Origin of the sequence: Bradyrhizobium sp. (assembly GCF_036009065.1) — a bacterium.
Classification (GTDB): domain Bacteria; phylum Pseudomonadota; class Alphaproteobacteria; order Rhizobiales; family Xanthobacteraceae; genus Bradyrhizobium.
This window is the reverse complement of sequence record NZ_DASYMN010000113.1, coordinates 19,588-40,128: the sequence shown is the minus strand read 5'-3', so window position 1 is coordinate 40,128 and position 20,541 is coordinate 19,588. Positions and strand designations below refer to the sequence as shown.

Below are 20,541 nucleotides of genomic sequence, written 5' to 3'. Positions count from 1 at the left end.
CGAGATGAACCATCGCGCTATTTTGGTCATCGTGGCGCTCGCAGGCGGACTGCTCGGCGCGCCCGCGCTGGCCCAGCTCACACCGCCAGCGGCGATTTCCGTCACCGGCGAGGCAACCGTGTCGGTGCCGCCCGATCTCGCTCAGATCGACGGCGGCGTAACCACCGAAGCCAGGACCGCGCGCGAAGCCAGCGACACCAACAACGCCGCGATGGGCAAGGTGCTGCTGGCGCTGAAGGGCGCCGGGATCGACGAGAAGGATTTTCAAACCTCGCGGCTGTCGCTGCAGCCGCAATACGCGCCTAACCGCAGCGGCCCCAATGCCGTCGTCGGCTACCGTGCCAGCAACCGCGTGACCATCCGGCTGCGCGACGTCACCCAGGTCGCAAGCGTAGTCGATGTGCTGGTCGCCGCCGGCGCCAACGACCTCGGCGGCATCAATTTCATGGTGTCGGCCGCCTCAAAACTGCTCGACGATGCCCGCGAGCAGGCGATCGCCGACGCGCGCCGCAAGGCCGAGATTTATGCCAAGGCTGCCGGCGTCACGCTCGGCTCGCCCGTCAGTATTTCGGAAGAGGGCCTACCCGGCCCGATGCCATATCGCAAGATGTCCGCCGGCATGGCAGCGTCGGCGCCGGTGGCGCCGGGCGAAGAAACGCTACGCGTCGCCGTCAACGTGTCCTGGGCCATCAAGCCTGCGGGGCAGTGAGTCGTGTCCCGGACGCGCTGCGGCATTCTTCATGCCGCTGCGCGGAGCCGGGACCGCCAAAAACGCTGGAGTATGGCACCGGCTCTGCAGCGCACCGCTTCGCAAGGGCTGAGCCCGTGCTCGGGCCGCGCAACGCGCGGACCCGAGTGCGCTGCGCCGCGTCCGGGGCACGGGTCGTTAAATCTCCACCACCTGCCCCGGCTTCAGCACGACGAAACGCTCGCGTGGAATCTTGGCCGCCTCAAGCGCCTCACCCAGCGCGGTGACCGGCGCGTCGATCGCCTCGTCGGTCAGTTGAAACGTACCGTGATGGTTCGCCAGCGCCTGCGCCGCGCCGCAGTCGGCCAGCGCCTTGACTGCATCCGACGGATTCATGTGCTGGTCCCGCATGAACCAGCGCGGTTCGTAAGCGCCGATCGGCAGGATCGCCAGCCGCAGCGGGCCGTGGGCCTCGGCGGCGCGGCGGAAATGCTTGCCGTCGCCGTAGCCGGAATCGCAGACGATGTAGATTTGTCCCGCCGGGGTCTCCAGCACAAAACTCGCCCATAGTGATCTGTTGCGGTCGAACAGTCCGCGCGCCGACCAGTGTCGCGTCGGTACCAGTGTCACCGCGACGCCGTTTCCGAGTTCAATACGATGGTGCCAGTCGAACGCCTCGGCGCGGATCGCGCCGTCGGCGCTGCGCATGGTGGCGTCGTTGCCCAGCGGCGTGATCACGCGGGGCGAGAATTTCGTGTTCAGTCTTGAGAGCGTGGCGACGTCGAGATGATCGTAATGGCCATGGGACACCAGCACCGTATCGATCCGCGGCAGCGCGTCGAATGCGATGCCCGGCGCGTTGTGCCGCTTGGGACCGGCGAAGGTGAACGGCGAGACGCGGTCCGACCATACCGGATCGATCAGGATGTTCATCCCTGATGTCTGGACCAGCCAGCTTGCGTGACCGACGAACGCCAGCCGCACCTTGTCCCCCGTAACGCGCGGCGGCGGCGTGTCGGCGTAGGGGCTCGGCACCCACTCCGGCCACGGCTGGCGCTGCCGGTCAGGACCGAACTGCCAGCGCAGCAGTTCACCGAGACTTTTCGGCGGCGAGCCGTCGGGATCGAAAAAATGCCTGCCGTCGAAATGATCCGACACCGGGCCTTCATAATTTCGCATGCGGGAAGCCCAAAAGGCCGACAGTCCAGCGGCCGCCGCAAGGCCGGCGATCAGAGAGAAAAGCCGGCGGCGGGTGAGGGACACGGAGCGGGCCACAAATCGGGTGGGAGAGCAGGAAGGATAGGCTGTATATCTAACGTGAATTCAAATGGGATTGGCGATGGATATTTACAACGCGTGGTTCGACCTCAAACCCGGCGTATCCGATATGGAATTTTCCGACCGGCTCAAAGCCTACATGGGCGGCCTGGAGAACGATGGCCTGATGCAGGGCTGGCGGCTGATGCGGCGCAAGCTGGGCTTGAGCGCAGCCCCCATCGGCGAATTCCATTTGATGATGGAATTTACCGGCATGGCCCAGCTCGATCAGGCGTTTAACCGGGTCGGCAGCCGGCGCGAGCCGGTCGAGAGCGTCCATTTTGGCGTCAATTCGCTGGTCCAGAACGTGCAGTTCGCGCTGTATCGGGATTTTCCGGATTCCGTGCGGCATCGGGGGGACGAAAAGTTTTAAACGCGGATCAATCGCCGATCAGCGGCACACCCTCAGCTGCCGCGGCGCGGGTAAGCGCCTTGTCCAAGGTCGCAAGCGCGATTCCGTTGCGGACCGCTACTTCCAGGTAACATGCATCATAGAAGCTAAGTCGGTGATTGTGTGCAATCCGGAAGACGGCTTCCTCCGCGGGAATCGCGTCGAGATCGATCGATGCGGTTCTCGCGTGGGCGAGAAAGGCATGTACGCGTTCGACAGTCAGAAGCTGACGGCGCGTTCCTGTAACCATCACATTGCGAATCTCGAACCACCAGACGAGAGGCACGATTGCATGTTCATCGCGGAGAAGGAGTTCAGCTGCGATATCGGCGATGCGATCAGTCTCATCCTGAAAGAGCCAGCAAAGGGTGACGGAAGCATCGAGGACGAATGGCACGCTAGAAGCGCCGACCTTCGTCGCGCCACTGCAGAATTTCTTCCACGGTAGCGCCGGGAGCCGTCTTTCTTAGCTCCAGAATGTCCTTGATAGCCTCACGGGCTCTTTGCCGTTTTGCTTCCTCGTCGGGAGTGATACGCGCTACGATCCTGCCGTGACGCGTAATCGCGATCGTCTCGCCCCGCTCGACCTGATCGAGCAATTCGGAGAATTTGGCCTTGGCTTCGGAGGCTTGGATATGTTTCATATAATTGACCGGTCAATTTGATCGGTCAATCATAGGCGTTCAGGGCGAGCATTTCAAGCGCTCTCTGAAAAAGTAAGTCGGTATTGACTTACTTTGGCTGTGGCGTATGTCACCGTCATCTCGGAAAGACGTTCTTTTCGACCCGCCGCCTGGTCCTTGAGACCGGAGGTCAACGCCCGACAGCGCGATGCGCCCTCGGGCGCAAACGCGTTTGGAATTCCTCATCCTGAGGAGCCGCGAAGCGGCGTCTCGAAGGATGGGATAAAACAATCCACCCTTCGAGACGCATGCTGCGCATGCTCCTCAGGGTGAGGCAGCAGGAAAAGCGACGTGTTCGACAATCTGTCGGAAAAGCTTGGTGGCATTCTCGATCGGCTGACGCGGCGCGGGGCGCTGACCGAAGCCGACGTCGACGCCGCCATGCGCGAGGTGCGCCGCGCGCTGCTGGAGGCCGACGTCTCGCTCGACGTGGTCAGAAGCTTTACCGAAAAAGTCCGCGAACAGGCGATCGGCGCCACCGTGGTCAAGTCGGTCACTCCCGGCCAGATGGTGGTGAAGATCGTCCATGACGAGCTGATCGCCACGCTCGGCTCCGACGGGCAGGCCATCGACCTCAACGCCGTGCCGCCGGTCGCGATCATGATGGTCGGCCTGCAGGGCTCCGGCAAAACCACCACCACCGCGAAACTCGGCCGCCGGCTGACCCAGCGCGACAAGCGCAAGGTGCTGATGGCCTCGCTCGACATCTATCGTCCCGCGGCGATGGAGCAACTCGCGGTGCTCGGCCGCGATGTCGAGGTCGATACGCTCCCCATCGTGGCCGGTCAGAAGCCGGCGCAGATCGCAAGGCGCGCGCTGGAAGCCGCAAAACTCGGCGGTTACGACGTGGTGCTGCTCGATACCGCCGGCCGCACCACGCTCGACGAAGAGATGATGGCGGAAGCCGCCGAGATCAAAACCGCCGCCAGTCCGCACGAAGTGCTGCTGGTGGCGGATGCGCTCACCGGCCAGGACGCGGTCAATCTCGCGCGCGCGTTCGACGAGCGCGTTGGCCTGACCGGCATCGTGCTCACGCGCGTCGACGGCGATGGCCGCGGCGGCGCGGCGCTGTCGATGCGCGCGGTAACCGGCAAGCCCATAAAACTGATCGGCACCGGCGAAAAGACTGACGCGCTGGAAGATTTTCACCCTGATCGAATCGCCGGGCGCATTCTCGGCATGGGCGATGTGGTCTCGCTGGTCGAAAAAGCCGCCGCGCATATCGATGCCGAAAAAGCCGCGCGCACCGCCGAGCGCATGCGCAAGGGTCAGTTCGACCTCAACGACATGCGCGAGCAACTCCTGCAGATGGCCAATATGGGCGGCATCAGCGGGCTGATGGGCATGATGCCCGGCATTGCCAAAATGAAGAACCAGATCGCCAATGCCGGGCTGGACGATAGAATCTTGAAGCGCCAGGTCGCGGTGATCGATTCGATGACACGGCAGGAGCGCAAGAACCCCGATATCCTCAAGGCGAGCCGCAAGAAGCGCATCGCCGCGGGCTCCGGGCAAAAGGTCGAGGAAGTCAACAAGCTGCTGAAAATGCACCGCAACATGGCCGACATGATGAAGGCGATGGGATCGGGCAAGCGCGGCCCGATGGCCGGCATCGCACAGGCGATGGGGTTTGGCGGCGGCATGCCGTCGCCGGAACAGATGAAGGCGCTCGCCGAGAAGATGCCGGGCGGACTGCCGCAAGGCGGCATGCCCTCGCTGCCGAAAGATTTGCCCGCCGGTTTGCGACCGGGCCTGCCGAATTTGCCCGGCCTTACCGGGCTCAGCGGCAAGCCAACCCTGCCGGGCCTCGGCGGCTTTCCCGGACTGGGTAAGAAGAAATAATCGCGATCAATTCACTCACACTCGAACACACCTCTGCGAACACATCTTTGAAGGAGAACTCAATGTCAGTCGTTATCCGCCTCGCGCGCGCGGGCACCAAGAAGCGTCCGGTCTACCACGTCGTCGTCGCCGACTCCCGCTATCCGCGCGACGGCCGCTTCATCGAGCGGCTTGGCCATTTCAATCCGCTGCTGCCGAAGGACAATGAAGCGCGGCTGAAGCTCGACCTCGACAAGGTCAAGGCATGGATGGCCAAGGGCGCGCAGCCGTCGGATCGCGTCGCGCGTTTCCTCGATGCCGCCGGCGTCAAGAAGCGCGAAGCCCGCAACAACCCGGAAAAGGCCGTGCCGCGCAAGGAGCGCAAGGCCAACGCCGAAGCCGCCGCCAAGTCGGCATAAGCGCGACGCGCGGCGATGCCAGCGCAAATCTGCGTCGCCCGCATTGGTGCTGCGCATGGCGTGCGCGGCGCGGTAAAGCTGTGGACCTTCACTGAAGACCCAGTCGCCGTGAAGCGCTACGGTCCGCTCGCAACCAAAGACGGCGCGCGGCAGTTCGAAGTGACGCACGCCCGCGTAGCGAAAGGCCATCTGGTAGCGACGCTGAAAGGCGTCGCTACCCGCGAAGACGCCGAGCGGTTGAACGGCGTCGAACTCTACATCGCGCGCGAAAGATTGCCGGCGACCGACACGGACGAATATTACCACGCCGATCTGATCGGTCTTGCTGCGGTGAATTCCACCAGCGAGCCGATCGGCCGGGTCATCGCCATCCATAATTTCGGCGCCGGCGACATCATCGAAATCGCGCCGCCGAAGGGTGCGACCTTGCTGTTGCCGTTCACCAACGCCGTGGTGCCGACGGTCGATCTCGCGAGTGGCCGCGTGGTGATCGAATTGCCCACGGAAATTGAGGGCGACGATCCGGCCAACGCGGACTCCTGAAATGACCTGGCGCGTGACCGTGCTGACGCTGTTTCCGGAAATGTTTCCGGGCCCCCTTGGCGTGAGCCTTGCGGGCAAGGCACTGGCGTCCGGGCTATGGGCGCTGGAGGCGCGGGATATCCGCCACTCGGCCACCGACCGCCACCGCAGTGTTGACGACACCCCGGCCGGCGGCGGGCTTGGCATGGTGCTGCGCGCGGACGTGCTGGCGGCAGCCATCGATGCATCCGACGTCGCCCCGGATCGTCCCCGCCTCCTGATGAGCCCGCGCGGTCGGCCATTGACCCAGTCGCGGGTGATGGAACTCGCGGCCGGGCTGGGGCCCTTGATCGTCTGCGGGCGTTTTGAGGGGGTCGACCAGCGCGTGATAGAGGCCCGCCGGCTCGAGGAAGTCTCGCTCGGGGATTATGTGCTGTCCGGCGGTGAAATCGCCGCCATGGCGCTGTTGGACGCCTGTATTCGGCTGCTGCCGGGTGTGATGGGAAAGCTCGCCTCCGGAGCCGACGAGAGCTTCTCCGACGGACTACTGGAATACCCGCAATATACCCGCCCTCAGGCGTTCGAGGGCCGGCCAATTCCGGACATCCTGCTGTCGGGGGACCACGCCCGGGTCGCCGCCTGGCGCCTGGCCGAGGCTGAAGCCCTGACAAAGGCCCGGCGGCCGGACCTGTGGGCCGCAGCGGCAAAGGCCCGCCAAAAACGCCCAAAAAACACGACGGACGGGTGACAACGCTCCGCCTTTGCCGTATACGAGCGCCAAATCCGCGCAATGGCAGGATAAATGGACGACCGCGTTAGCTCGCGCCTTGAGGGCCGCGGCGCGCCGATGGAGATTTTACCATGAACCTCATTCAACAGCTCGAAAAAGAGCAATTCGACAAACTGTCCGCGGGCAAGGAAATTCCGGAGTTCGGTCCCGGCGACACCGTGATCGTCAACGTCAAGGTGGTCGAGGGCGACCGCTCGCGCGTGCAGGCCTATGAGGGCGTCTGCATCGGCCGTTCCGGCGGCGGCCTCAATGAGAGTTTTACGGTGCGCAAGATTTCCTACGGCGAGGGCGTCGAGCGCGTATTCCCGGTGATGTCGCCGATGATCGATTCGATCAAGGTGGTGCGCCGCGGCAAGGTGCGCCGCGCCAAACTTTATTACCTGCGCAACCTGCGCGGCAAGTCGGCCCGCATCGTCGAGAAGAAGACCGACCGCGCGCAGACCGCCGCCGTCGGCGAGTAATTTCGCACCGCGAGGCGATGACCGAAAAGCGCGGGCTCACCCCGCGCTTTTTTTGTTGCCCCAGCGAAAACCGTCATCCTGAGGTGCTCGCCGTTCACGGCGAGCCTCGAAGGATGGGCCACAAGCGCCTGCGGCCATCCTTCGAGACGCCGCTCCTCACGGTGACGGGGTGGTGTGCATTGTCGCGGGCGTGCGACGTGCTATATGGATGGAATGGTTCCAGACCGCCCGATCACCACGGCACGCATCGTGCTCGACGACCGCAGCCGCCTGCCATGGCGGTTCTTCGGGCGGCTGACGACGGCTGCGCTTGACGCCTGATTTGACGTGCCCGCGCCGGCGCGCGGATTCGCATCTTCATTCAAAATGATTCAAGGCCCAACACCATGTCCGATTCAAAGTCGCCATCCACGCTGTACGACAAGATCTGGCACGACCATCTGGTGCACGAAGCCGATGACGGCACCTGCCTGCTCTATATCGATCGTCACCTCGTCCACGAGGTGACCTCGCCGCAGGCGTTCGAAGGTCTGCGCGCGACCGGGCGAAAAGTCCACGCGCCGGAGAAGACGCTGGCGGTGGTCGACCACAACATCCCGACCACTGACCGCTCCAAACCAAATCCGGATCCCGAGAGCATCGAGCAGATGCGGGTGATGGCCGAAAACGCCCGCGAATTCGGCATTACCTATTACGACGAGCACGACAAGCGGCAGGGCATCGTGCACATCATCGGCCCCGAGCAGGGGTTCACGCTGCCCGGCACCACCATCGTCTGCGGCGACAGCCATACCTCCACGCATGGCGCGTTCGGCGCGCTGGCGCACGGCATCGGCACTAGCGAAGTCGAACACGTGCTGGCGACGCAGACGCTAATCCAGAAAAAGGCGAAGAACATGCGCGCCACCGTCGACGGCAAACTGCCCGACGGCGTCACCGCGAAAGACATCATCCTCGCCATCATCGGCGAGATCGGCACCGCCGGCGGCACCGGCCATGTGCTGGAATATGCCGGCGAGGCGATCCGCGCGCTGTCGATGGAAGGCCGCATGACGGTGTGCAACATGTCGATCGAGGGCGGCGCGCGCGCAGGCCTGATCGCGCCGGACGAGAAGGCGTTCGCGTTTCTAAAGGGCCGTCCGATGTCCCCGAAGGGCGAGGCCTGGGACGCCGCGATGCGCTACTGGGAAACGCTGCGCAGCGACGACGGCGCGCATTTCGATTCTGAGATCAGGTTAGATGCGGCAAAGCTGCCGCCGATCGTGACCTGGGGCACGAGCCCCGAGGACGTGGTGTCGATATCAGGCGTCGTGCCGGATCCCGACCAGATTCCCGACGAGGCAAAGCGGCTCTCGAAACATCGCGCGCTGCACTACATGGGGCTGATCGCCGGCACGAAAATTACCGATATAAAACTCGACCGCATCTTCATCGGCTCCTGCACCAACGGCCGCATCGAAGACCTTCGCGCGGTGGCCAAAGTGGTCGACGGCAAGACCGTCAACGGCAACCTCAATGCGATGATCGTGCCGGGCTCGGGTCTGGTGAAAGCGCAGGCCGAAGAAGAAGGACTCGACAAGATTTTCATCAAGGCCGGATTCGAATGGCGCGAGCCCGGCTGCTCGATGTGCTTAGCGATGAATCCCGACAAGCTCTCGCCGGAAGAACGCTGCGCCTCGACCTCGAACCGCAATTTCGAGGGCCGCCAGGGATTCAAAGGCCGCACCCATCTGGTGTCGCCGGCGATGGCGGCGGCGGCGGCGATCGCCGGGCATTTTGTCGATATCCGCGAGTGGCGGTAGTTTTTGTTGGACGTGGAATCGGTCGCCAGCTGAAGGGCTTAAGCCGCATGGCGGCGTGACCGCGCGCGAACACGCGGGTCTTGCGGCAGCGTTGCGGCACTTGCGGCGGGATTGCGGCGCCGGGCGCCATTTCGCAGCTTCGCGGAGCGCCGGCCCGGGGGAAAAAGCGTTGCTTGAGGCGCTTAGGCCGCGTGAGCAGGCGAGCATGCCGCTGCGAGGTGAAATCCAGCGTCGATTCAAGCGCTTGATTGTGATGCGCGCGTCGCCGCAGCACGGGGCCCGCGCGAAATCCGACGCCCGGTGAGCCACTTACATTGGGTTGTCCACGCTGGCCGCGCTTTCAACATTAACCTCATGCGATCTCGTTGCGACGAACCGAAGGCAAAACTGCGGCGCGTTTTTTTCATGCGGCAAGAGCCGGCTTTTTCGCGGCGAATGCGTGGCGGCGGCCGATGCCGCGGTCGCCGCGGATAAGCGGCAAAATTTCCGCAGATTTGCCACGCGGCGGTAAGGTTGGAGCCGGGGTTCGGACCAATAACCAACGAGCATTGCTATCCCCACAGTCCTCTGGGGATGAAGTGACTGCGGGCGAGCTTCTATTGACAAATATCCGTACGCGTACATATTATTGTACATATCGAGGAACCCCGCCATGGCTCACGTCTCCTACAGCGAACTTCGCAACAACCTCGCCTTCTGCATGGAAAAGGTGTGCGACGACCGCGCGCCGCTGGTGGTGACCCGGCAGAATGCGCGCAGCGTCGTGATCATGTCGGAGGAGGACTACGACGGCCTGATGGAAACCGTCCACCTGCTCAAGAGCCCGGCCAACGCCGCGCGGCTGTTGCGATCGATCAAGGATGCGGATCGCGGTAAGCTGAAAAAGCGCGAGATCGTCGAGCCCGGGAAGGCCGGCTCAAAGCGGAAATGAAGATCGCCTGGACCGAAGATGCCTGGCAGGACTACCTGCATTGGCAGCAGCGCGACGAAAAAATCCTCGCCGCCATCAACGAGCTGATCAAGGACATCAAGCGCAATCCCTTCAAGGGCCTCGGCAAACCGGAGCCCCTCAAACACGCGCTGCAGGGCTGGTGGTCGCGCCGCATCTCAGGCGAACACCGTCTGGTCTATCGCGTTTCCGGAAAGGGCGGGGAGCAGCAGATCGAGGTCGTGCAGTGCAGGTATCACTATTAAAGCGCTGCAACAACATCGCCAGAATTGTGAATTATCCTCTTCAAGGTACGCTAGAAAGAATTGAGCATCCACAAAATGGAGCTTTTGCTCGAAAATTGCTGCACGGCAGGAGCTAGCATTCAGCTACATTACAAAATAGAGTCGATCGACCACGTTTTTTAAGAACAACAGGCCGGAAAAGTCTCCTCCCGTATAGAGGTATTGGAGTTGAACAAAGACAACCCGTTCCTCGACCGCGACCATGAATCCCAACACGTTCAGCGTTGCGTCGGTCTCAGCACCATCAACAATAACTTTTCCTAGGCGGTGACTTGCTTCGAACGATGCGATACCCGTGCCTGATCCATCTTTAGATTTCGAAGCGTCCCTGTTTCAACATAATCTAAGGTGAGCGCTTGATAAGCTCGATCTAAAGGAGTGCCGCCTTTCCTTAATGTCTCAAACCAATTTTTCTCTTTCGGCCTCGTGAGTTCAAACGTCGAAACATACACGCCGTTTTGTATTCTTTTGGTAATCGGAAATGCCGTTTTTAGTCGTTCATCGAATCGATCCGACAATTGCGCGGAGAATCGGTCCGCTTGCTCTACCGTTGTTCCGGTAAGCGCCATGGTCTGATTTATCTGCGCTTCGAAGAGCCTACTTAGTAGATCCTTGTCTGAAAACGGATTGATATCCATTCTCGCGCCTCTAATCTCAGAGTTTGCATTTAGAACAACGGCGTGGCTTTTCTTTTCTCGAATAGCGAAAATAGGATGCGATTTTAGTCCCGCAGTCACAAATGGCTTGTATGCAGCAACGACAATCTGCATTGCAGGAAGGTCGCCGAGGGTGATGGTTTCAAATGAATTCAACCTTCCGGCAACCAGGTGTCATCCGGCGGTTGAATTAACGCAACGCCCAACTCTCCATCAACAGCATAGTTATTCCTATCCAACCTATCCAATTCGGCGCTCGATACTCGCTGGTCACCGGCTGAAATGGAAACATTTACTCGTTCGCCCAACACACCTTTCTGTGCAGAAATTGTTTGGCTGGCCCGCGTTTCGGCCAGTATTCCGTCGCGCATTCCTGGTACGTATGCATTAAGCATGAAAAACATCGCGATAAACATCGCCGCGGCGCCCCGGAATTGGCTGCCCCTATTCTTAACCGCTGCGGTGCCTTTCAATAAGCGCAAGACAATCCACGCGCCTAGGATCGACACGACGAAGAACGCCATTTGAATTGCGACGGCTTCAAGGGTCGCATCAAACTTCGACATAAATCTTAGCCTCGATCGAGTGGACCATGTGGTGACCCAGGTAAGCTGCCCTTTATCGCGGATCGAACGTCATTGTGTAGGGGCATCTTGGAGAACTATGTAACACCGAACTTATACTTTTTTAACGCGACGACGTCGGCTTCCGATGTCGTGCGTTCTATCCTGCTAGGTCAGTATTACGAATGATCCTGCCAAATGGCGATTATGCCTAGCGTCGGCGTTTTAACAATGCTTGCCCTACGCGCGGCACGGGCCGGATCACGCGCGTGACAACAAAAGAGTTGGGGTCATTCACGTATACACCAAGTTCCGCCTCGAACGTCTGTTTGTAAGTAAGCTCTGCATCGAGTGCGTCGCCAGAGCCGAGAAGGTGTTCGCGCCTGTCCAATTGGTCTAAAAAATCCTTGTCAGCAATGGGCGCTGAAATTGGCACACCATTCCATTCGAATGACCATTTGCGCTTGGCGTGATTCAGCCATGCTTTCAGTATGACGAGGCGGGCGCGTTCTTTTCTTGACCGTTCTTGGGGTTGTTCTTCGATAATCGGAGTTACAACAAGGGGAAAATCTGTCCGAGGAATAGTGATGAGGGGGCGAGGACTCCAATACTACCTGTGATTCCAAACTCGGTGATATGGGGGTGGGCTTCCAAAGCTTCGAAGGTCTTCTTCAACCCTTCTGAACAGTCGGATTTTTCTTCGCATTCTCGGTTGCGTCATGGACTGTGCGAGGAACGATGATTGTATCGTTGCCGTGCTTGATGATAATTTCTGTCGTGATGATTTGTGGCTTTGGGTCGGCGCCTTTCAAGGTGGCATCATAGATGACATTCGAGACAACGTTCCAAAGGATGGTACCTGCTATGCCGGAGAGCACTCCGCCTGTAGAACCCTTCTTGAGTTTTCGAATAACGGTGCGGTAGCTGCTGGGGCCGGTCGTCTCGACGATTATCTCTATTCCTGCCCGGGATCGATCGTTGCGTTGACGGCGTATGCGGTGTCTGCAAAACCGATCAGGGCATTTGCCAATGTATAGGCGTCGATCGTGCCTTCGGGGCCGCCGAAGTGCAGAACGATAGTCTCTTCGTGAAATTCGTCGAGTCGGATAACTGCCATGGATACCCCAGTGTGGTACCGCTTCTCCGACAAAGCCATAGGATAGATTGAGCACAGCGAAAACCAACTCTTTGCCGCGGGACCGAAGATGGGTTTCGCTGTACTCAAGCGCCTCAGTTAGCGGCCTCTACCCTTCCCTTGCCGTCGCACCTCTCGCACCGCGCCGCGTAGATTTTGCGGCCGGGCTCCTTAGGCTGCTTTACTGGCGGAAACCCGGTCCCCTTGCATACCGGGCATTTGTGCTCAGGCGACTTCGCGAGAAACGTCGGCATTTGATCCCTCTCAACACCTTAACGGTAGTAGGCCACTTTGGGTCGACCACTAATCGGCGGTTGTAGATTGCAAACCGCCGATTGGCCGCCTTTTACTCCTTTGCTACAAAAGGTGCTGTCCTGTTTTGACCTCAGCCCGTAGGGCGATCGCTTTATTGCGCCGCTTCGAGCCTCGTCTCGACAGTCGATGTGTTGCAAGCCTCCCGACGGCGCAATGCGCTTCGCTTATTGCGCCCTACGTGCTTCGGCGAGCCTCGAAGGATGGGCAACGAGCGCGGTGCCCGTGGCCGATCCTTCGAGACGCCGCGCAAGCGCGCGGCTCCTCAGGATGACGGTTGAGGATGTGGCAGCCCGTAAGGCGCAATCGCTTTATTGCGCCGCTTTTAGCGCTCGCGGCAGTCGACTTGCTGCAAGCGGCTGAGACGGCGCAATGCGCTTCGCTTATTGCGCCCTACAGGCTAATCGCTTCTACCTCGCCTTGCGCGCCACCATTGCGACCGGGGCGATTTTTCCCGTCGAGATGCCTTCGATCATGTTCTTGATCTGGGCCTGACGTCTTTCACCCATCAGCGTGTGCAGACCCAGCGGCATGGCATCGCCGGCTGCCTCGGCGCGCGATCGCAGATCGTCGAAGTAGGAAAGCGCAAATTCCCGTCGATTGCGTTCCGACAGGATATCGAACCCTGCAAGTTGCAATGCACGCCTGTATCCTTGCGCGGTATCGACCGCGCTCGATTCACGTGTGGTGGCCCATGGCACGGGGAAAGACAGATCGCCGTCGGCCGTCCGCATGACGTCGTACACGGCAAACCGCGATCCGGGGCGCAGAACGCGGGCGGCTTCGAGGAAGAGGTTTTCCTTGTCCCCGATGTTCATGCCGACATGGATCATATAGGCCGCGCTGAACGCCGAGTCCGGAAAGGGCGTCGAAAGCGCTGTCGATTGGTAAAGCTTGACGCGGTCGCTCAGGCCTGTCCATTCGCACAGGCGGTTGCCGGTCTCGACATAATCCGGCGTCAGGTCGATGCCGCTCACCCGGCACTTGCATCGATCGGCGATGAAACGCGCCGGGCCACCCAGTCCGCAGCCGATATCGAGGACATGATCGCCGGGGGCGATTCCGAGCTGCTCCACGAGTTCTTCGGTCGCCTTGCGGCCGCCGATATGGAATTCATCGACCGGTGCAAGATCGTCGATGGTGACGGTGTCGATGGTCTTGCCCATTCGAACGATACCGTTCTCGATCGCTTCGATCAGGCCATTGCATGCATAGTGACCGGAAACGCTGGAGCGATCTGCGGCCTTGTCTGCGGCGGCCGGGTCCGTCGGGCTTGATGTCATGATGCCTTGATACCAGCCTCTCGAATGACTCTTCCCCATTTTGCATATTCAGCCGCCATATGCGCGGCGCATTGATCCGGGGTATTGGCGACCGGTTGATATCCCAGCGAAGCCAGCCGGTCCTTCACGTCCGGTTGTGCCATCAGCTTTGCAATCTCGCGCTGGAGCAGACCGGTGAGTTGCCCCGGCGTTCCGGCCGGGACCAGCACGGCCGTCCAGATGTCGGCGGCGATATCAGGATATCCGGCTTCGCCGATGCTCGGGATTCCGGGCAAAACGTGCGAATTGGTCGTGCTGGTGATGGCGAGCGCCCGCAATTTGTCTTCCCTCACGTGCTGAACGGCGGGCGGGAGCGCGCCGAACGACACCGGTGTGTGGCCGGCTAGCGTCGATCCGATCGCAGCGCCACCGCTGCTAAAGGGGACGTGCACGATATCGAGTTGCAGGGAAAGCCGGAACAGTTCTCCGAGCAGATGCGGCGGTGTGCCTGCACCGGGGGAAGCATAGCTGAACTTGCCGGGGCTGCTCTTGATGAGCGTGACAAGCTCCCTGACCGTCTTCGCCTGAACGGATGGGTGCACGGTCAAGACCGTCGGCGCGGTTGCCGCGAGCGTCACCGCATCGAAACTCTTGTGGAAATCGTAGGGAACGGTCTCGAACAGCGTGGGATTGACGACATAGCTCGGTGAAGCCACGAAGATCGTGTAGCCGTCGGGCGCCGCCTTCGAAGCCTGCCCGGCGCCGATATTGCCGCCGGCGCCGCCGATATTCTCGACGTAGAATTGCTTGCCGAGCCGATCGGATAATCCTTGCGCGATAATGCGCGCGGCCAGGTCGTTTGGGCCTCCGGCGGCAAAGGGGACGATGACGCGCACGGGCCGGGCCGGATATTGTTGCGAAAAGGCCGGACGCGGCAGGGTTGCAGCTGCGAGAGCCGACCCGGAAGCGATCAGGAAACGGCGGCGGTTCAGTCTCATGTGATGGCCCCACTCATTGTCTGGTTTCCCGAACAATAGCTTTCCGCGCCCGCCCGAGCCATAATATGCTTACAGCAAGATGCATATCTAATGGATATGGCAATGGAATTGAGGCACCTGCGCTACTTCATCGCCGTGGCCGAGGAAAGGCACATCACGCGGGCGGCGGAGCGTCTCGGCATGCAACAGCCGCCGCTGAGCCAGCAGATCAAGGCCATCGAACGCGAGCTTGATGTGCAGCTGTTTGTTCGCAAGGCTCGCGGCGTCGAATTGACCGATGCCGGCCGAGCTTTCCTGGAAGAAGCCCGCGCCACGCTCAACCAGCTCGATCGGGCGTTCGAGACCACGCGGCGGGCGTCGCGCGGTGAACAGGGCCGCCTCTGCGTCGGAGTCACCTCTACGACGCCCTTTCATCCATTGGTGCCGCGCGCCATTCGCGCATTCAGGGAGGCTTGCCCGATGGTGTCCCTGACACTGGAGGAATGTCTCAGTAACGAATCCGTCGACCGTCTGCGGAATGAACAGATGGACGTCGCATTCATTCGCGCATCGTCGGGCGATGGGCGCGGGCTTGTGGTGAACGCGCTGCTCGAAGAACCGATGGTTGTCGCCTTGCCGAGCACGCACATCCTGGCTCAAGGCAAACCCGAAACCACGGTTTCGCTGGAGCGGTTGGCCCGCGAGACATTCATCCTGTACGGACCGCCGGGCACGGGAATGTACGATTCCACCATTGCCGCGTGCCAGGCCGCAGGATTCAGCCCGCGCGTCGGCAATCTAGGCGCATCCACCCAGTTGGCGCCGCGCATCACGTCGACGCTGAGCCTGGTTGGCGCCGGTCTCGGCATCACATTCGTTCCGTCGTCGCTGCAACGCATGAACATGGAGGGAGTGACGTATCGTGCGCTGAAGGGTCCGAACCGGCCCAAGGCTACGCTCAGGCTTGCTTCGCGCCGAGGCGACCACTCTGCCGTCGTAAAACAGTTCATCAATTTCGTCAGGAAAGAAGCAAACGACTTTGCCGCGAAATAGCCCGTAGCCCGTAGGGCGCAATCGCTTTATTGCGCCGCTTTGAGGCCTTCGCGGCAGTCGATTTGTTGAAAGCTGTGCAGAGGGCGCAATGCGCTTCGCTTATTGCGCCCTACGGACTAGCTGCCGAAGAGACCAACTCCGCCGTCATCCTGAGGTGCTCGCCGCGCAGCGGCGAGCCTCGAAGGATGGGACACAAGCGCCTGCGGCCATCCTTCGAGACGCCGCGCAAGCGCGCGGCTCCTCAGGATGCCGGTCGAATGTGTGGCTCGAAAATGTGCTTGGCGTGGGCCATCAGCCCGTAGGGCGCAATCGCTTTATTGCGCCGCTTCGCGCCTTGTCTCGACAGTGGATGTGCTGGAAGCGCCCACACGGCGCAATGCGCTTCGCTTATTGCGCCCTACGCTCTCAAATCCTCCGGCTGTCATAGGCCCAGTGCAGCAGAGCCTGGCGCTGACGCTTTCGGCACAGCAAGTCGCCGGGTTCACAATGCCGCCTGATCTGCGCAACGTGCCGCCGCATCGCCTTCCAGCGCGCGATCTGACGCCGATCCTCATGCGGCATGCGGCGTCCCATATGGTAGCGGCAATACCACTGAAACCAGCCGCGCGGGTCATCGGGGTGGATCCATCCCTTGGCCCGCCAGACCGACAGCGGCTGGCTGGCGTCGACGCCGAAATAGTTCAGCGAAGGATCGCGCCGGTCAGGCGACAGCCGGGCGCGGGCAAACCAGCCGGCGGGAAATTCGTCGCGGCAATCGGTCATGTACTTGCCGCCGAATACGCCGAGCGCGAGCATTTGCCTTGGCGTCAGCTCGGGGCGGAATTCCGCGTCAAAGCTTCGTCCGGCGCGAGCGTCAAGCGCGTAGACATAGCCGCGCTGCATCCGGTCGTTTACAACGACGGTCCTTGAACTTTTCGTCATGTCGGCTCGCCTGCTTGTTCCATCTATGGCCCGCTCGCGGCCTGGGAGGGCTGCGGCGGGTTATGCGATCAAATGGACGTCCGAAAAAGGCCGGAACTAAAGGCGAGGGATCCAACCTGGACGGCTCAACAGGTAGTCCAGCATCCGCGGAGGAATGCTTAAAGCTCCGGCTATCTCGAGTTCATCCTTCGGCAGTCCAGCAAGGATCGATGCTTCACGCTTGCTTCGGACTTTGCAAAGCCACTCCGGATCAACCACCACGGCGCGTCCCACCGCAACCAGATCAGCTCCCATGTTGATCGCCCCCTCGGCATCACTGCAGGTTCTGATCCCGCCGCTTGCCATCACCGCACTGCGGCCCGCGATGACGCGGGCAAATTCCGTGATTGGATTCTCTGCCGGGGCATCATTCCTCTCGACCGCACCATCATAAACACGGGTCTCCCGCATTGGCCGGCTGCTGCGATAATCGTCGAGCGAAACGGAGATGTAGTCGAGATTCAACCCGGCAAGTTCATGACAAAGCAGTTTGGCGTCCTCAAGCGTATAACCGCCCGCCTCGGACTCGAATGGCGTAACGCGAAACCCCGCGATCAGCTTTGGGCCGAGTGCGTCGCGAACGGCCTGCGCGACAGCGAGAGGAAAATTCATGCGCTTTGAAAGCGTGCCTCCCCAATGATCGACGCGATGATTGGCCCTGGGTGAAAAAAACTGATGAATCGCGTAGTGGTTGGCACCGTGAATCTCGACGCCGTCGAAACCGGCTTTTCGAGCGCGGCAAGCAGCCTCCCGAAAGTTTGCAATCAGGCTTTCGACCTCATTGGCCGTCATCGCCCTTGGCGTCTTTGCTCCGGGACGCAACGATGCAACGGCAGAAGGCGCACGCAGACATTGCTCCCCTATCAGCTCGGGCTTCGCGATGCGGCCGCCGTCATATATCTGGAGGATCGCAAGACCACCTGCGGCACGCATTGCTTCAGCGAGCCGATGCAGGCTGGACAGGTGTCCATCATGTGCCGCACCTATTCCCTGCCAGGAGCGCCCGTCCTGTTCGACGTAAGCGGCGGAAGAAATGGCGGCTCCGAATCCGCTGGCGGCACGTCGCCGAACAAATTCGAGTTCGTGTTCGGTAGCCGTGCCGTCTTCATGGGAGGAATCGGTCGTCAGCGGAGCAATCGCAAACCGATTTGCCATCTTAAGTCCGCTGTTGAACCTGAAAGGAGACCAAACGACCATCGATCAAACCTTAAGATATTCCTCAAGTGAGCTCCGTAGGGCGCAATCGCTTTATTGCGCCGCTTCGAACCTTGTCTCGGCCACCGATTTGTCGGAAGCCGCCCAGACGGCGCAATGCGCTTTGCTTATTGCGCCCTACGCGCTTAGACCCCCCATATCGCTGCGCTCATGCGGGCTACGCTTGCTGTCCGGCCCGTCGTCCTAGTGGAAGATGCGTCCGGAGTCGATGACGACGGTCTGGCCGGTCATGGTCTCGGTGCGGCACATGGCGATCACCATGTCGGCGCAGTCGTCCTTGTCGGCTGGCCTCTTCAGCAGCGAGCCCGATGCGGAGCGCTCGATCTGCTCGGGCCGGAGATTGGCGGTCGCGCGCGTGCCGTCCAGCAGGCCAGGCGCCACGCAGTTGACCAGCGTCTCAGGCGCCAGCGCCACCGCCATGCACCGCGTCAGATGAATGAGCCCCGCCTTCGACACGGCATAGGCGATGGACGAGCCGGTGGGGCTGAGCCCTGCCACCGACGCGATGTTGATGATACGGCCTCGCCCCTGGGCCTTCATGACAGGGGCTACCGCCTTGGTCAGGCGCATGGGCCCCGTCAGGTTGATGGCCATGATCTTGTCCCATACCTCCAGCGTCAGATTGTCGAGATCGCCGAACGGGATCGAGACGTTGTAAGCGGCGTCATTGATCAGAACATCGAGGCGGCCGAAGGCCTGGGTTACCTCGCCTACCAGCCGATCCACGGCCGCGCCGTCGGTTATGTCACAGGCGAAAGCCTGGGCGTTGATTTGATAACGCGACGTTAGTTCGCTGGCGACGCTTTCCGCCTGGTCGCGGCTGCGAGCGTACATGACAGCCACATGTGCGCCCTCCTGCGCGAGCGCGTGGCAGATGCGCTGCCCGAGCCCGCCATTGCCGCCCGTCACCAGTGCGACCGCGCCCTTCAGGTCCATCGCTTCTCTCCTTTAGCTGATTTGGTGGGCACGCCGCCGGACGCGTTCGCGCCCGGCCGCTTTGCCCACCCTACTCAGTTATAAAGTGCCTCATCGCCGAGAACGGATTGCCGGAAGCGCGTGGTCAGGATCACGCCGTCGGCCGGCGGCATCACAAAGGGCAGCGCCTCGGGGCTGATCTTGACCAGCGCGAACACCGGCCCCTTGCCCTGATGGGCAAGGTCGCGGATCGCCGTCACCTCTTGCTGAGTTCGCACGATGCGCGACGTCCGGATGCCGGCCGCCAGCGCCATTCCGGCGAGATCGACGCCGCCAGCGGTATGGGTCTTCTGCATGCCGGTTTCGCCGAACCGCTCATTGTCGAGCACCGCGATCGTCAGGTTCGGCGGCCTCTCGACGGCGATGGTGGCGAGCGCGCCCAGACTCATCAGCATCTCGCCGTCGCCGGTGATCACCAGCACGTTCCTTTTGGGCTGCGCCAGCGCAAGACCGAGGCCCATCATCGAGGCCGCGCCCATAGCGCCCCAGAGTGGAAAATTATTGGGGTGGTCGCCGGCGGCGGAGACGTCCCAGTTCGGCGCGCCGAGACCGGCGATGACCAGAAGCTCGCCGCGTTCACGTAAGAGTTCGACAACGACGTCGCGACGATGCAGCAGCGCGTTCGGATTGCTCATTTGCCTGCAAGCTCCTTGAAATTCTTGGCGCCGAGCACGCGCTGCCCGATCAGGACGGCCGCCGGCCGCCAGGTGTTGAAGGCAAGGTTCGCAGCCCCCCCGACCGCCGGCGCGACAAGATCCGGTTCGTCCGCGCGCGTGACGATGACGCCCATGGCCTCAAGGGCGCCTTGCGTTCCCTGGCCCATCGGTATCTGCCAGGGATTGAACTCGCCCCAGTCGCCGCGCATCGTCACCAGCATCAACAGCGGCATGTGACATATAACGGGGAGCGACAGCATGTTGATGCAGTTGCCGACGCCGCTCGACTGCAGCAACAGCACGCCGCGTTGTCCGCCAAGCCAGGCGCCGGCGAGCATGGCCACGCCTTCCTCTTCCGTGGTTAGCGTAACGAGGCGTGTCTCCGGGTCAGCCTCGAAGGCGCGAATGAGCCGGCTATGGCCGGCATCGGGCACCATCCCGACCTGCCGTACGCCCGCTTGCTTGAGGACGCGGTAGACCTCGTCCGGCCAAGAGGGCTGCGCGAGAGCCTTGTTTTCCGGTTTCGCCCCCAAACCTGCCATCAAGCTGCGCTCCTCATGTAATTTCCGAGTTCGAACATCGGTCGGATTAGACCTGTTTTCGCGAATTGCGCAAAGCTCAATCTCGTCATGGCCGAACGCGCAACCTGC

24 protein-coding genes are annotated in these 20,541 nt (G+C 61.4%); 11 read left to right on the top strand and 13 right to left on the bottom strand.

Annotated elements, in window-relative coordinates; translation table 11 throughout:
• Positions 1 to 4 precede the first annotated feature (4 nt).
• On the top strand, positions 5 to 709 hold the full coding sequence (locus VGP39_RS07405; protein ID WP_327567453.1) for an SIMPL domain-containing protein: 705 nt from the start codon (positions 5 to 7) through the stop codon (positions 707 to 709).
• A 177-nt stretch (positions 710 to 886) separates the two neighbouring features.
• Here the strand turns inward: VGP39_RS07405 and VGP39_RS07400 are convergent, their stop codons facing one another.
• Positions 887 to 1,951, bottom strand: a complete 1,065-nt coding sequence (locus tag VGP39_RS07400) for an MBL fold metallo-hydrolase (RefSeq protein ID WP_327567452.1) — start codon at positions 1,949 to 1,951, stop codon at positions 887 to 889.
• A gap of 76 nt (positions 1,952 to 2,027) precedes the next feature.
• Here VGP39_RS07400 and VGP39_RS07395 point away from each other — a divergent pair, with 76 nt between their 5' ends.
• The gene (locus VGP39_RS07395; protein WP_327567451.1) at positions 2,028 to 2,378 is read left to right on the top strand and encodes a DUF6614 family protein; all 351 of its coding nucleotides are present in this window, start codon (positions 2,028 to 2,030) and stop codon (positions 2,376 to 2,378) included.
• A gap of 7 nt (positions 2,379 to 2,385) precedes the next feature.
• Here the strand turns inward: VGP39_RS07395 and VGP39_RS07390 are convergent, their stop codons facing one another.
• Positions 2,386 to 2,793: a type II toxin-antitoxin system VapC family toxin gene (locus VGP39_RS07390; RefSeq protein WP_327567450.1), complete on the bottom strand. Its 408-nt coding sequence runs from the start codon at positions 2,791 to 2,793 to the stop codon at positions 2,386 to 2,388.
• 1 nt (position 2,794) lies between these two features.
• Positions 2,795 to 3,040 carry a type II toxin-antitoxin system prevent-host-death family antitoxin gene (locus VGP39_RS07385; protein WP_327567449.1) on the bottom strand — a complete coding sequence of 82 codons (246 nt, stop codon included), beginning with the start codon at positions 3,038 to 3,040 and terminating at the stop codon, positions 2,795 to 2,797.
• A gap of 330 nt (positions 3,041 to 3,370) precedes the next feature.
• On the opposite strand from VGP39_RS07385, the gene ffh reads away from it, so the two are divergent.
• The 8 genes from ffh (at position 3,371) to VGP39_RS07345 (ending at position 10,088) form a co-directional block, all read left to right on the top strand.
• A complete protein-coding gene (gene ffh, locus VGP39_RS07380; RefSeq protein WP_327567448.1) occupies positions 3,371 to 4,921 on the top strand; it encodes a signal recognition particle protein in 1,551 nt (516 codons plus the stop codon).
• A 62-nt stretch (positions 4,922 to 4,983) separates the two neighbouring features.
• A complete protein-coding gene (gene rpsP / locus VGP39_RS07375; protein WP_327567447.1) occupies positions 4,984 to 5,319 on the top strand; it encodes a 30S ribosomal protein S16 in 336 nt (111 codons plus the stop codon).
• 15 nt (positions 5,320 to 5,334) lie between these two features.
• The gene (gene rimM / locus VGP39_RS07370; RefSeq protein WP_327567446.1) at positions 5,335 to 5,862 is read left to right on the top strand and encodes a ribosome maturation factor RimM; all 528 of its coding nucleotides are present in this window, start codon (positions 5,335 to 5,337) and stop codon (positions 5,860 to 5,862) included.
• A gap of 1 nt (position 5,863) precedes the next feature.
• Positions 5,864 to 6,589, top strand: coding sequence for a tRNA (guanosine(37)-N1)-methyltransferase TrmD (trmD, locus tag VGP39_RS07365; protein WP_327567445.1), 726 nt, complete (start codon positions 5,864 to 5,866; stop codon positions 6,587 to 6,589).
• A gap of 113 nt (positions 6,590 to 6,702) precedes the next feature.
• Complete coding sequence (rplS, locus tag VGP39_RS07360) at positions 6,703 to 7,092, top strand: 50S ribosomal protein L19 (protein ID WP_327567444.1); 390 nt, start codon at positions 6,703 to 6,705, stop codon at positions 7,090 to 7,092.
• A gap of 386 nt (positions 7,093 to 7,478) precedes the next feature.
• A complete protein-coding gene (gene leuC, locus VGP39_RS07355; protein WP_327567443.1) occupies positions 7,479 to 8,894 on the top strand; it encodes a 3-isopropylmalate dehydratase large subunit in 1,416 nt (471 codons plus the stop codon).
• A gap of 652 nt (positions 8,895 to 9,546) precedes the next feature.
• Positions 9,547 to 9,825 (top strand): type II toxin-antitoxin system prevent-host-death family antitoxin, encoded by a 279-nt coding sequence (locus tag VGP39_RS07350; protein ID WP_327567442.1) that lies wholly within the window; start codon positions 9,547 to 9,549, stop codon positions 9,823 to 9,825.
• Entirely contained in the window at positions 9,822 to 10,088 is a 267-nt protein-coding gene (locus VGP39_RS07345; protein WP_327567441.1) for a Txe/YoeB family addiction module toxin, read from the top strand. The genes VGP39_RS07350 and VGP39_RS07345 overlap by 4 nt, the downstream gene beginning before the upstream one ends.
• A gap of 299 nt (positions 10,089 to 10,387) precedes the next feature.
• Here VGP39_RS07345 and VGP39_RS07340 read toward each other — a convergent pair whose 3' ends face one another.
• From VGP39_RS07340 to VGP39_RS07320, 5 genes are all read right to left on the bottom strand, one after another.
• On the bottom strand, positions 10,388 to 10,939 hold the full coding sequence (locus tag VGP39_RS07340) for a hypothetical protein (protein WP_327567440.1): 552 nt from the start codon (positions 10,937 to 10,939) through the stop codon (positions 10,388 to 10,390).
• On the bottom strand, positions 10,936 to 11,349 hold the full coding sequence (locus tag VGP39_RS07335) for a hypothetical protein (RefSeq protein ID WP_327567439.1): 414 nt from the start codon (positions 11,347 to 11,349) through the stop codon (positions 10,936 to 10,938). Before VGP39_RS07335 ends, VGP39_RS07340 begins: the two co-directional genes overlap by 4 nt.
• Positions 11,350 to 12,301: 952 nt before the next feature.
• The gene (locus VGP39_RS07330) at positions 12,302 to 12,463 is read right to left on the bottom strand and encodes a hypothetical protein (RefSeq protein WP_327567438.1); all 162 of its coding nucleotides are present in this window, start codon (positions 12,461 to 12,463) and stop codon (positions 12,302 to 12,304) included.
• Positions 12,464 to 13,203: 740 nt separating this feature from the next.
• Positions 13,204 to 14,076: a class I SAM-dependent methyltransferase gene (locus VGP39_RS07325; protein WP_327567437.1), complete on the bottom strand. Its 873-nt coding sequence runs from the start codon at positions 14,074 to 14,076 to the stop codon at positions 13,204 to 13,206.
• Positions 14,073 to 15,053 carry a Bug family tripartite tricarboxylate transporter substrate binding protein gene (locus VGP39_RS07320; RefSeq protein WP_327567436.1) on the bottom strand — a complete coding sequence of 327 codons (981 nt, stop codon included), beginning with the start codon at positions 15,051 to 15,053 and terminating at the stop codon, positions 14,073 to 14,075. Before VGP39_RS07320 ends, VGP39_RS07325 begins: the two co-directional genes overlap by 4 nt.
• 90 nt (positions 15,054 to 15,143) lie before the next feature.
• On the opposite strand from VGP39_RS07320, the gene VGP39_RS07315 reads away from it, so the two are divergent.
• Positions 15,144 to 16,085 (top strand): LysR family transcriptional regulator, encoded by a 942-nt coding sequence (locus VGP39_RS07315; RefSeq protein WP_327567435.1) that lies wholly within the window; start codon positions 15,144 to 15,146, stop codon positions 16,083 to 16,085.
• Between the two features lie 405 nt (positions 16,086 to 16,490).
• On the opposite strand, the gene VGP39_RS07310 is transcribed toward VGP39_RS07315, so the two are convergent.
• From VGP39_RS07310 to VGP39_RS07290, 5 genes are all read right to left on the bottom strand, one after another.
• A complete protein-coding gene (locus VGP39_RS07310; RefSeq protein ID WP_327567434.1) occupies positions 16,491 to 17,006 on the bottom strand; it encodes a hypothetical protein in 516 nt (171 codons plus the stop codon).
• Between the two features lie 96 nt (positions 17,007 to 17,102).
• A complete protein-coding gene (locus tag VGP39_RS07305) occupies positions 17,103 to 18,242 on the bottom strand; it encodes a hypothetical protein (RefSeq protein WP_327567433.1) in 1,140 nt (379 codons plus the stop codon).
• A gap of 201 nt (positions 18,243 to 18,443) precedes the next feature.
• Positions 18,444 to 19,196: an SDR family oxidoreductase gene (locus tag VGP39_RS07300; protein WP_327567432.1), complete on the bottom strand. Its 753-nt coding sequence runs from the start codon at positions 19,194 to 19,196 to the stop codon at positions 18,444 to 18,446.
• Between the two features lie 74 nt (positions 19,197 to 19,270).
• Positions 19,271 to 19,870: a thiamine pyrophosphate-dependent enzyme gene (locus tag VGP39_RS07295; RefSeq protein WP_327567431.1), complete on the bottom strand. Its 600-nt coding sequence runs from the start codon at positions 19,868 to 19,870 to the stop codon at positions 19,271 to 19,273.
• A complete protein-coding gene (locus tag VGP39_RS07290; RefSeq protein ID WP_327567463.1) occupies positions 19,867 to 20,433 on the bottom strand; it encodes a thiamine pyrophosphate-binding protein in 567 nt (188 codons plus the stop codon). Before VGP39_RS07290 ends, VGP39_RS07295 begins: the two co-directional genes overlap by 4 nt.
• Between the last annotated feature and the right edge of the window lie 108 nt (positions 20,434 to 20,541).

Excerpts from the sequence above, each read along its gene's own strand:
- VGP39_RS07405 (WP_327567453.1), top strand. The coding sequence starts at position 5 with ATGAACCATCGCGCTATTTTGGTCATCGTGGCGCTCGCAGGCGGACTG.
- VGP39_RS07395 (WP_327567451.1), top strand. The coding sequence starts at position 2,028 with ATGGATATTTACAACGCGTGGTTCGACCTCAAACCCGGCGTATCCGAT.
- VGP39_RS07385 (WP_327567449.1), bottom strand. The coding sequence starts at position 3,040 with ATGAAACATATCCAAGCCTCCGAAGCCAAGGCCAAATTCTCCGAATTG.
- rpsP (WP_327567447.1), top strand. The coding sequence starts at position 4,984 with ATGTCAGTCGTTATCCGCCTCGCGCGCGCGGGCACCAAGAAGCGTCCG.
- rimM (WP_327567446.1), top strand. The coding sequence starts at position 5,335 with ATGCCAGCGCAAATCTGCGTCGCCCGCATTGGTGCTGCGCATGGCGTG.
- trmD (WP_327567445.1), top strand. The coding sequence starts at position 5,864 with ATGACCTGGCGCGTGACCGTGCTGACGCTGTTTCCGGAAATGTTTCCG.
- rplS (WP_327567444.1), top strand. The coding sequence starts at position 6,703 with ATGAACCTCATTCAACAGCTCGAAAAAGAGCAATTCGACAAACTGTCC.
- leuC (WP_327567443.1), top strand. The coding sequence starts at position 7,479 with ATGTCCGATTCAAAGTCGCCATCCACGCTGTACGACAAGATCTGGCAC.
- VGP39_RS07350 (WP_327567442.1), top strand. The coding sequence starts at position 9,547 with ATGGCTCACGTCTCCTACAGCGAACTTCGCAACAACCTCGCCTTCTGC.
- VGP39_RS07345 (WP_327567441.1), top strand. The coding sequence starts at position 9,822 with ATGAAGATCGCCTGGACCGAAGATGCCTGGCAGGACTACCTGCATTGG.
- VGP39_RS07335 (WP_327567439.1), bottom strand. The coding sequence starts at position 11,349 with ATGTCGAAGTTTGATGCGACCCTTGAAGCCGTCGCAATTCAAATGGCG.
- VGP39_RS07330 (WP_327567438.1), bottom strand. The coding sequence starts at position 12,463 with ATGGCAGTTATCCGACTCGACGAATTTCACGAAGAGACTATCGTTCTG.
- VGP39_RS07325 (WP_327567437.1), bottom strand. The coding sequence starts at position 14,076 with ATGACATCAAGCCCGACGGACCCGGCCGCCGCAGACAAGGCCGCAGAT.
- VGP39_RS07320 (WP_327567436.1), bottom strand. The coding sequence starts at position 15,053 with ATGAGACTGAACCGCCGCCGTTTCCTGATCGCTTCCGGGTCGGCTCTC.
- VGP39_RS07315 (WP_327567435.1), top strand. The coding sequence starts at position 15,144 with ATGGATATGGCAATGGAATTGAGGCACCTGCGCTACTTCATCGCCGTG.
- VGP39_RS07310 (WP_327567434.1), bottom strand. The coding sequence starts at position 17,006 with ATGACGAAAAGTTCAAGGACCGTCGTTGTAAACGACCGGATGCAGCGC.
- VGP39_RS07305 (WP_327567433.1), bottom strand. The coding sequence starts at position 18,242 with ATGGTCGTTTGGTCTCCTTTCAGGTTCAACAGCGGACTTAAGATGGCA.
- VGP39_RS07300 (WP_327567432.1), bottom strand. The coding sequence starts at position 19,196 with ATGGACCTGAAGGGCGCGGTCGCACTGGTGACGGGCGGCAATGGCGGG.
- VGP39_RS07295 (WP_327567431.1), bottom strand. The coding sequence starts at position 19,870 with ATGAGCAATCCGAACGCGCTGCTGCATCGTCGCGACGTCGTTGTCGAA.
- VGP39_RS07290 (WP_327567463.1), bottom strand. The coding sequence starts at position 20,433 with ATGGCAGGTTTGGGGGCGAAACCGGAAAACAAGGCTCTCGCGCAGCCC.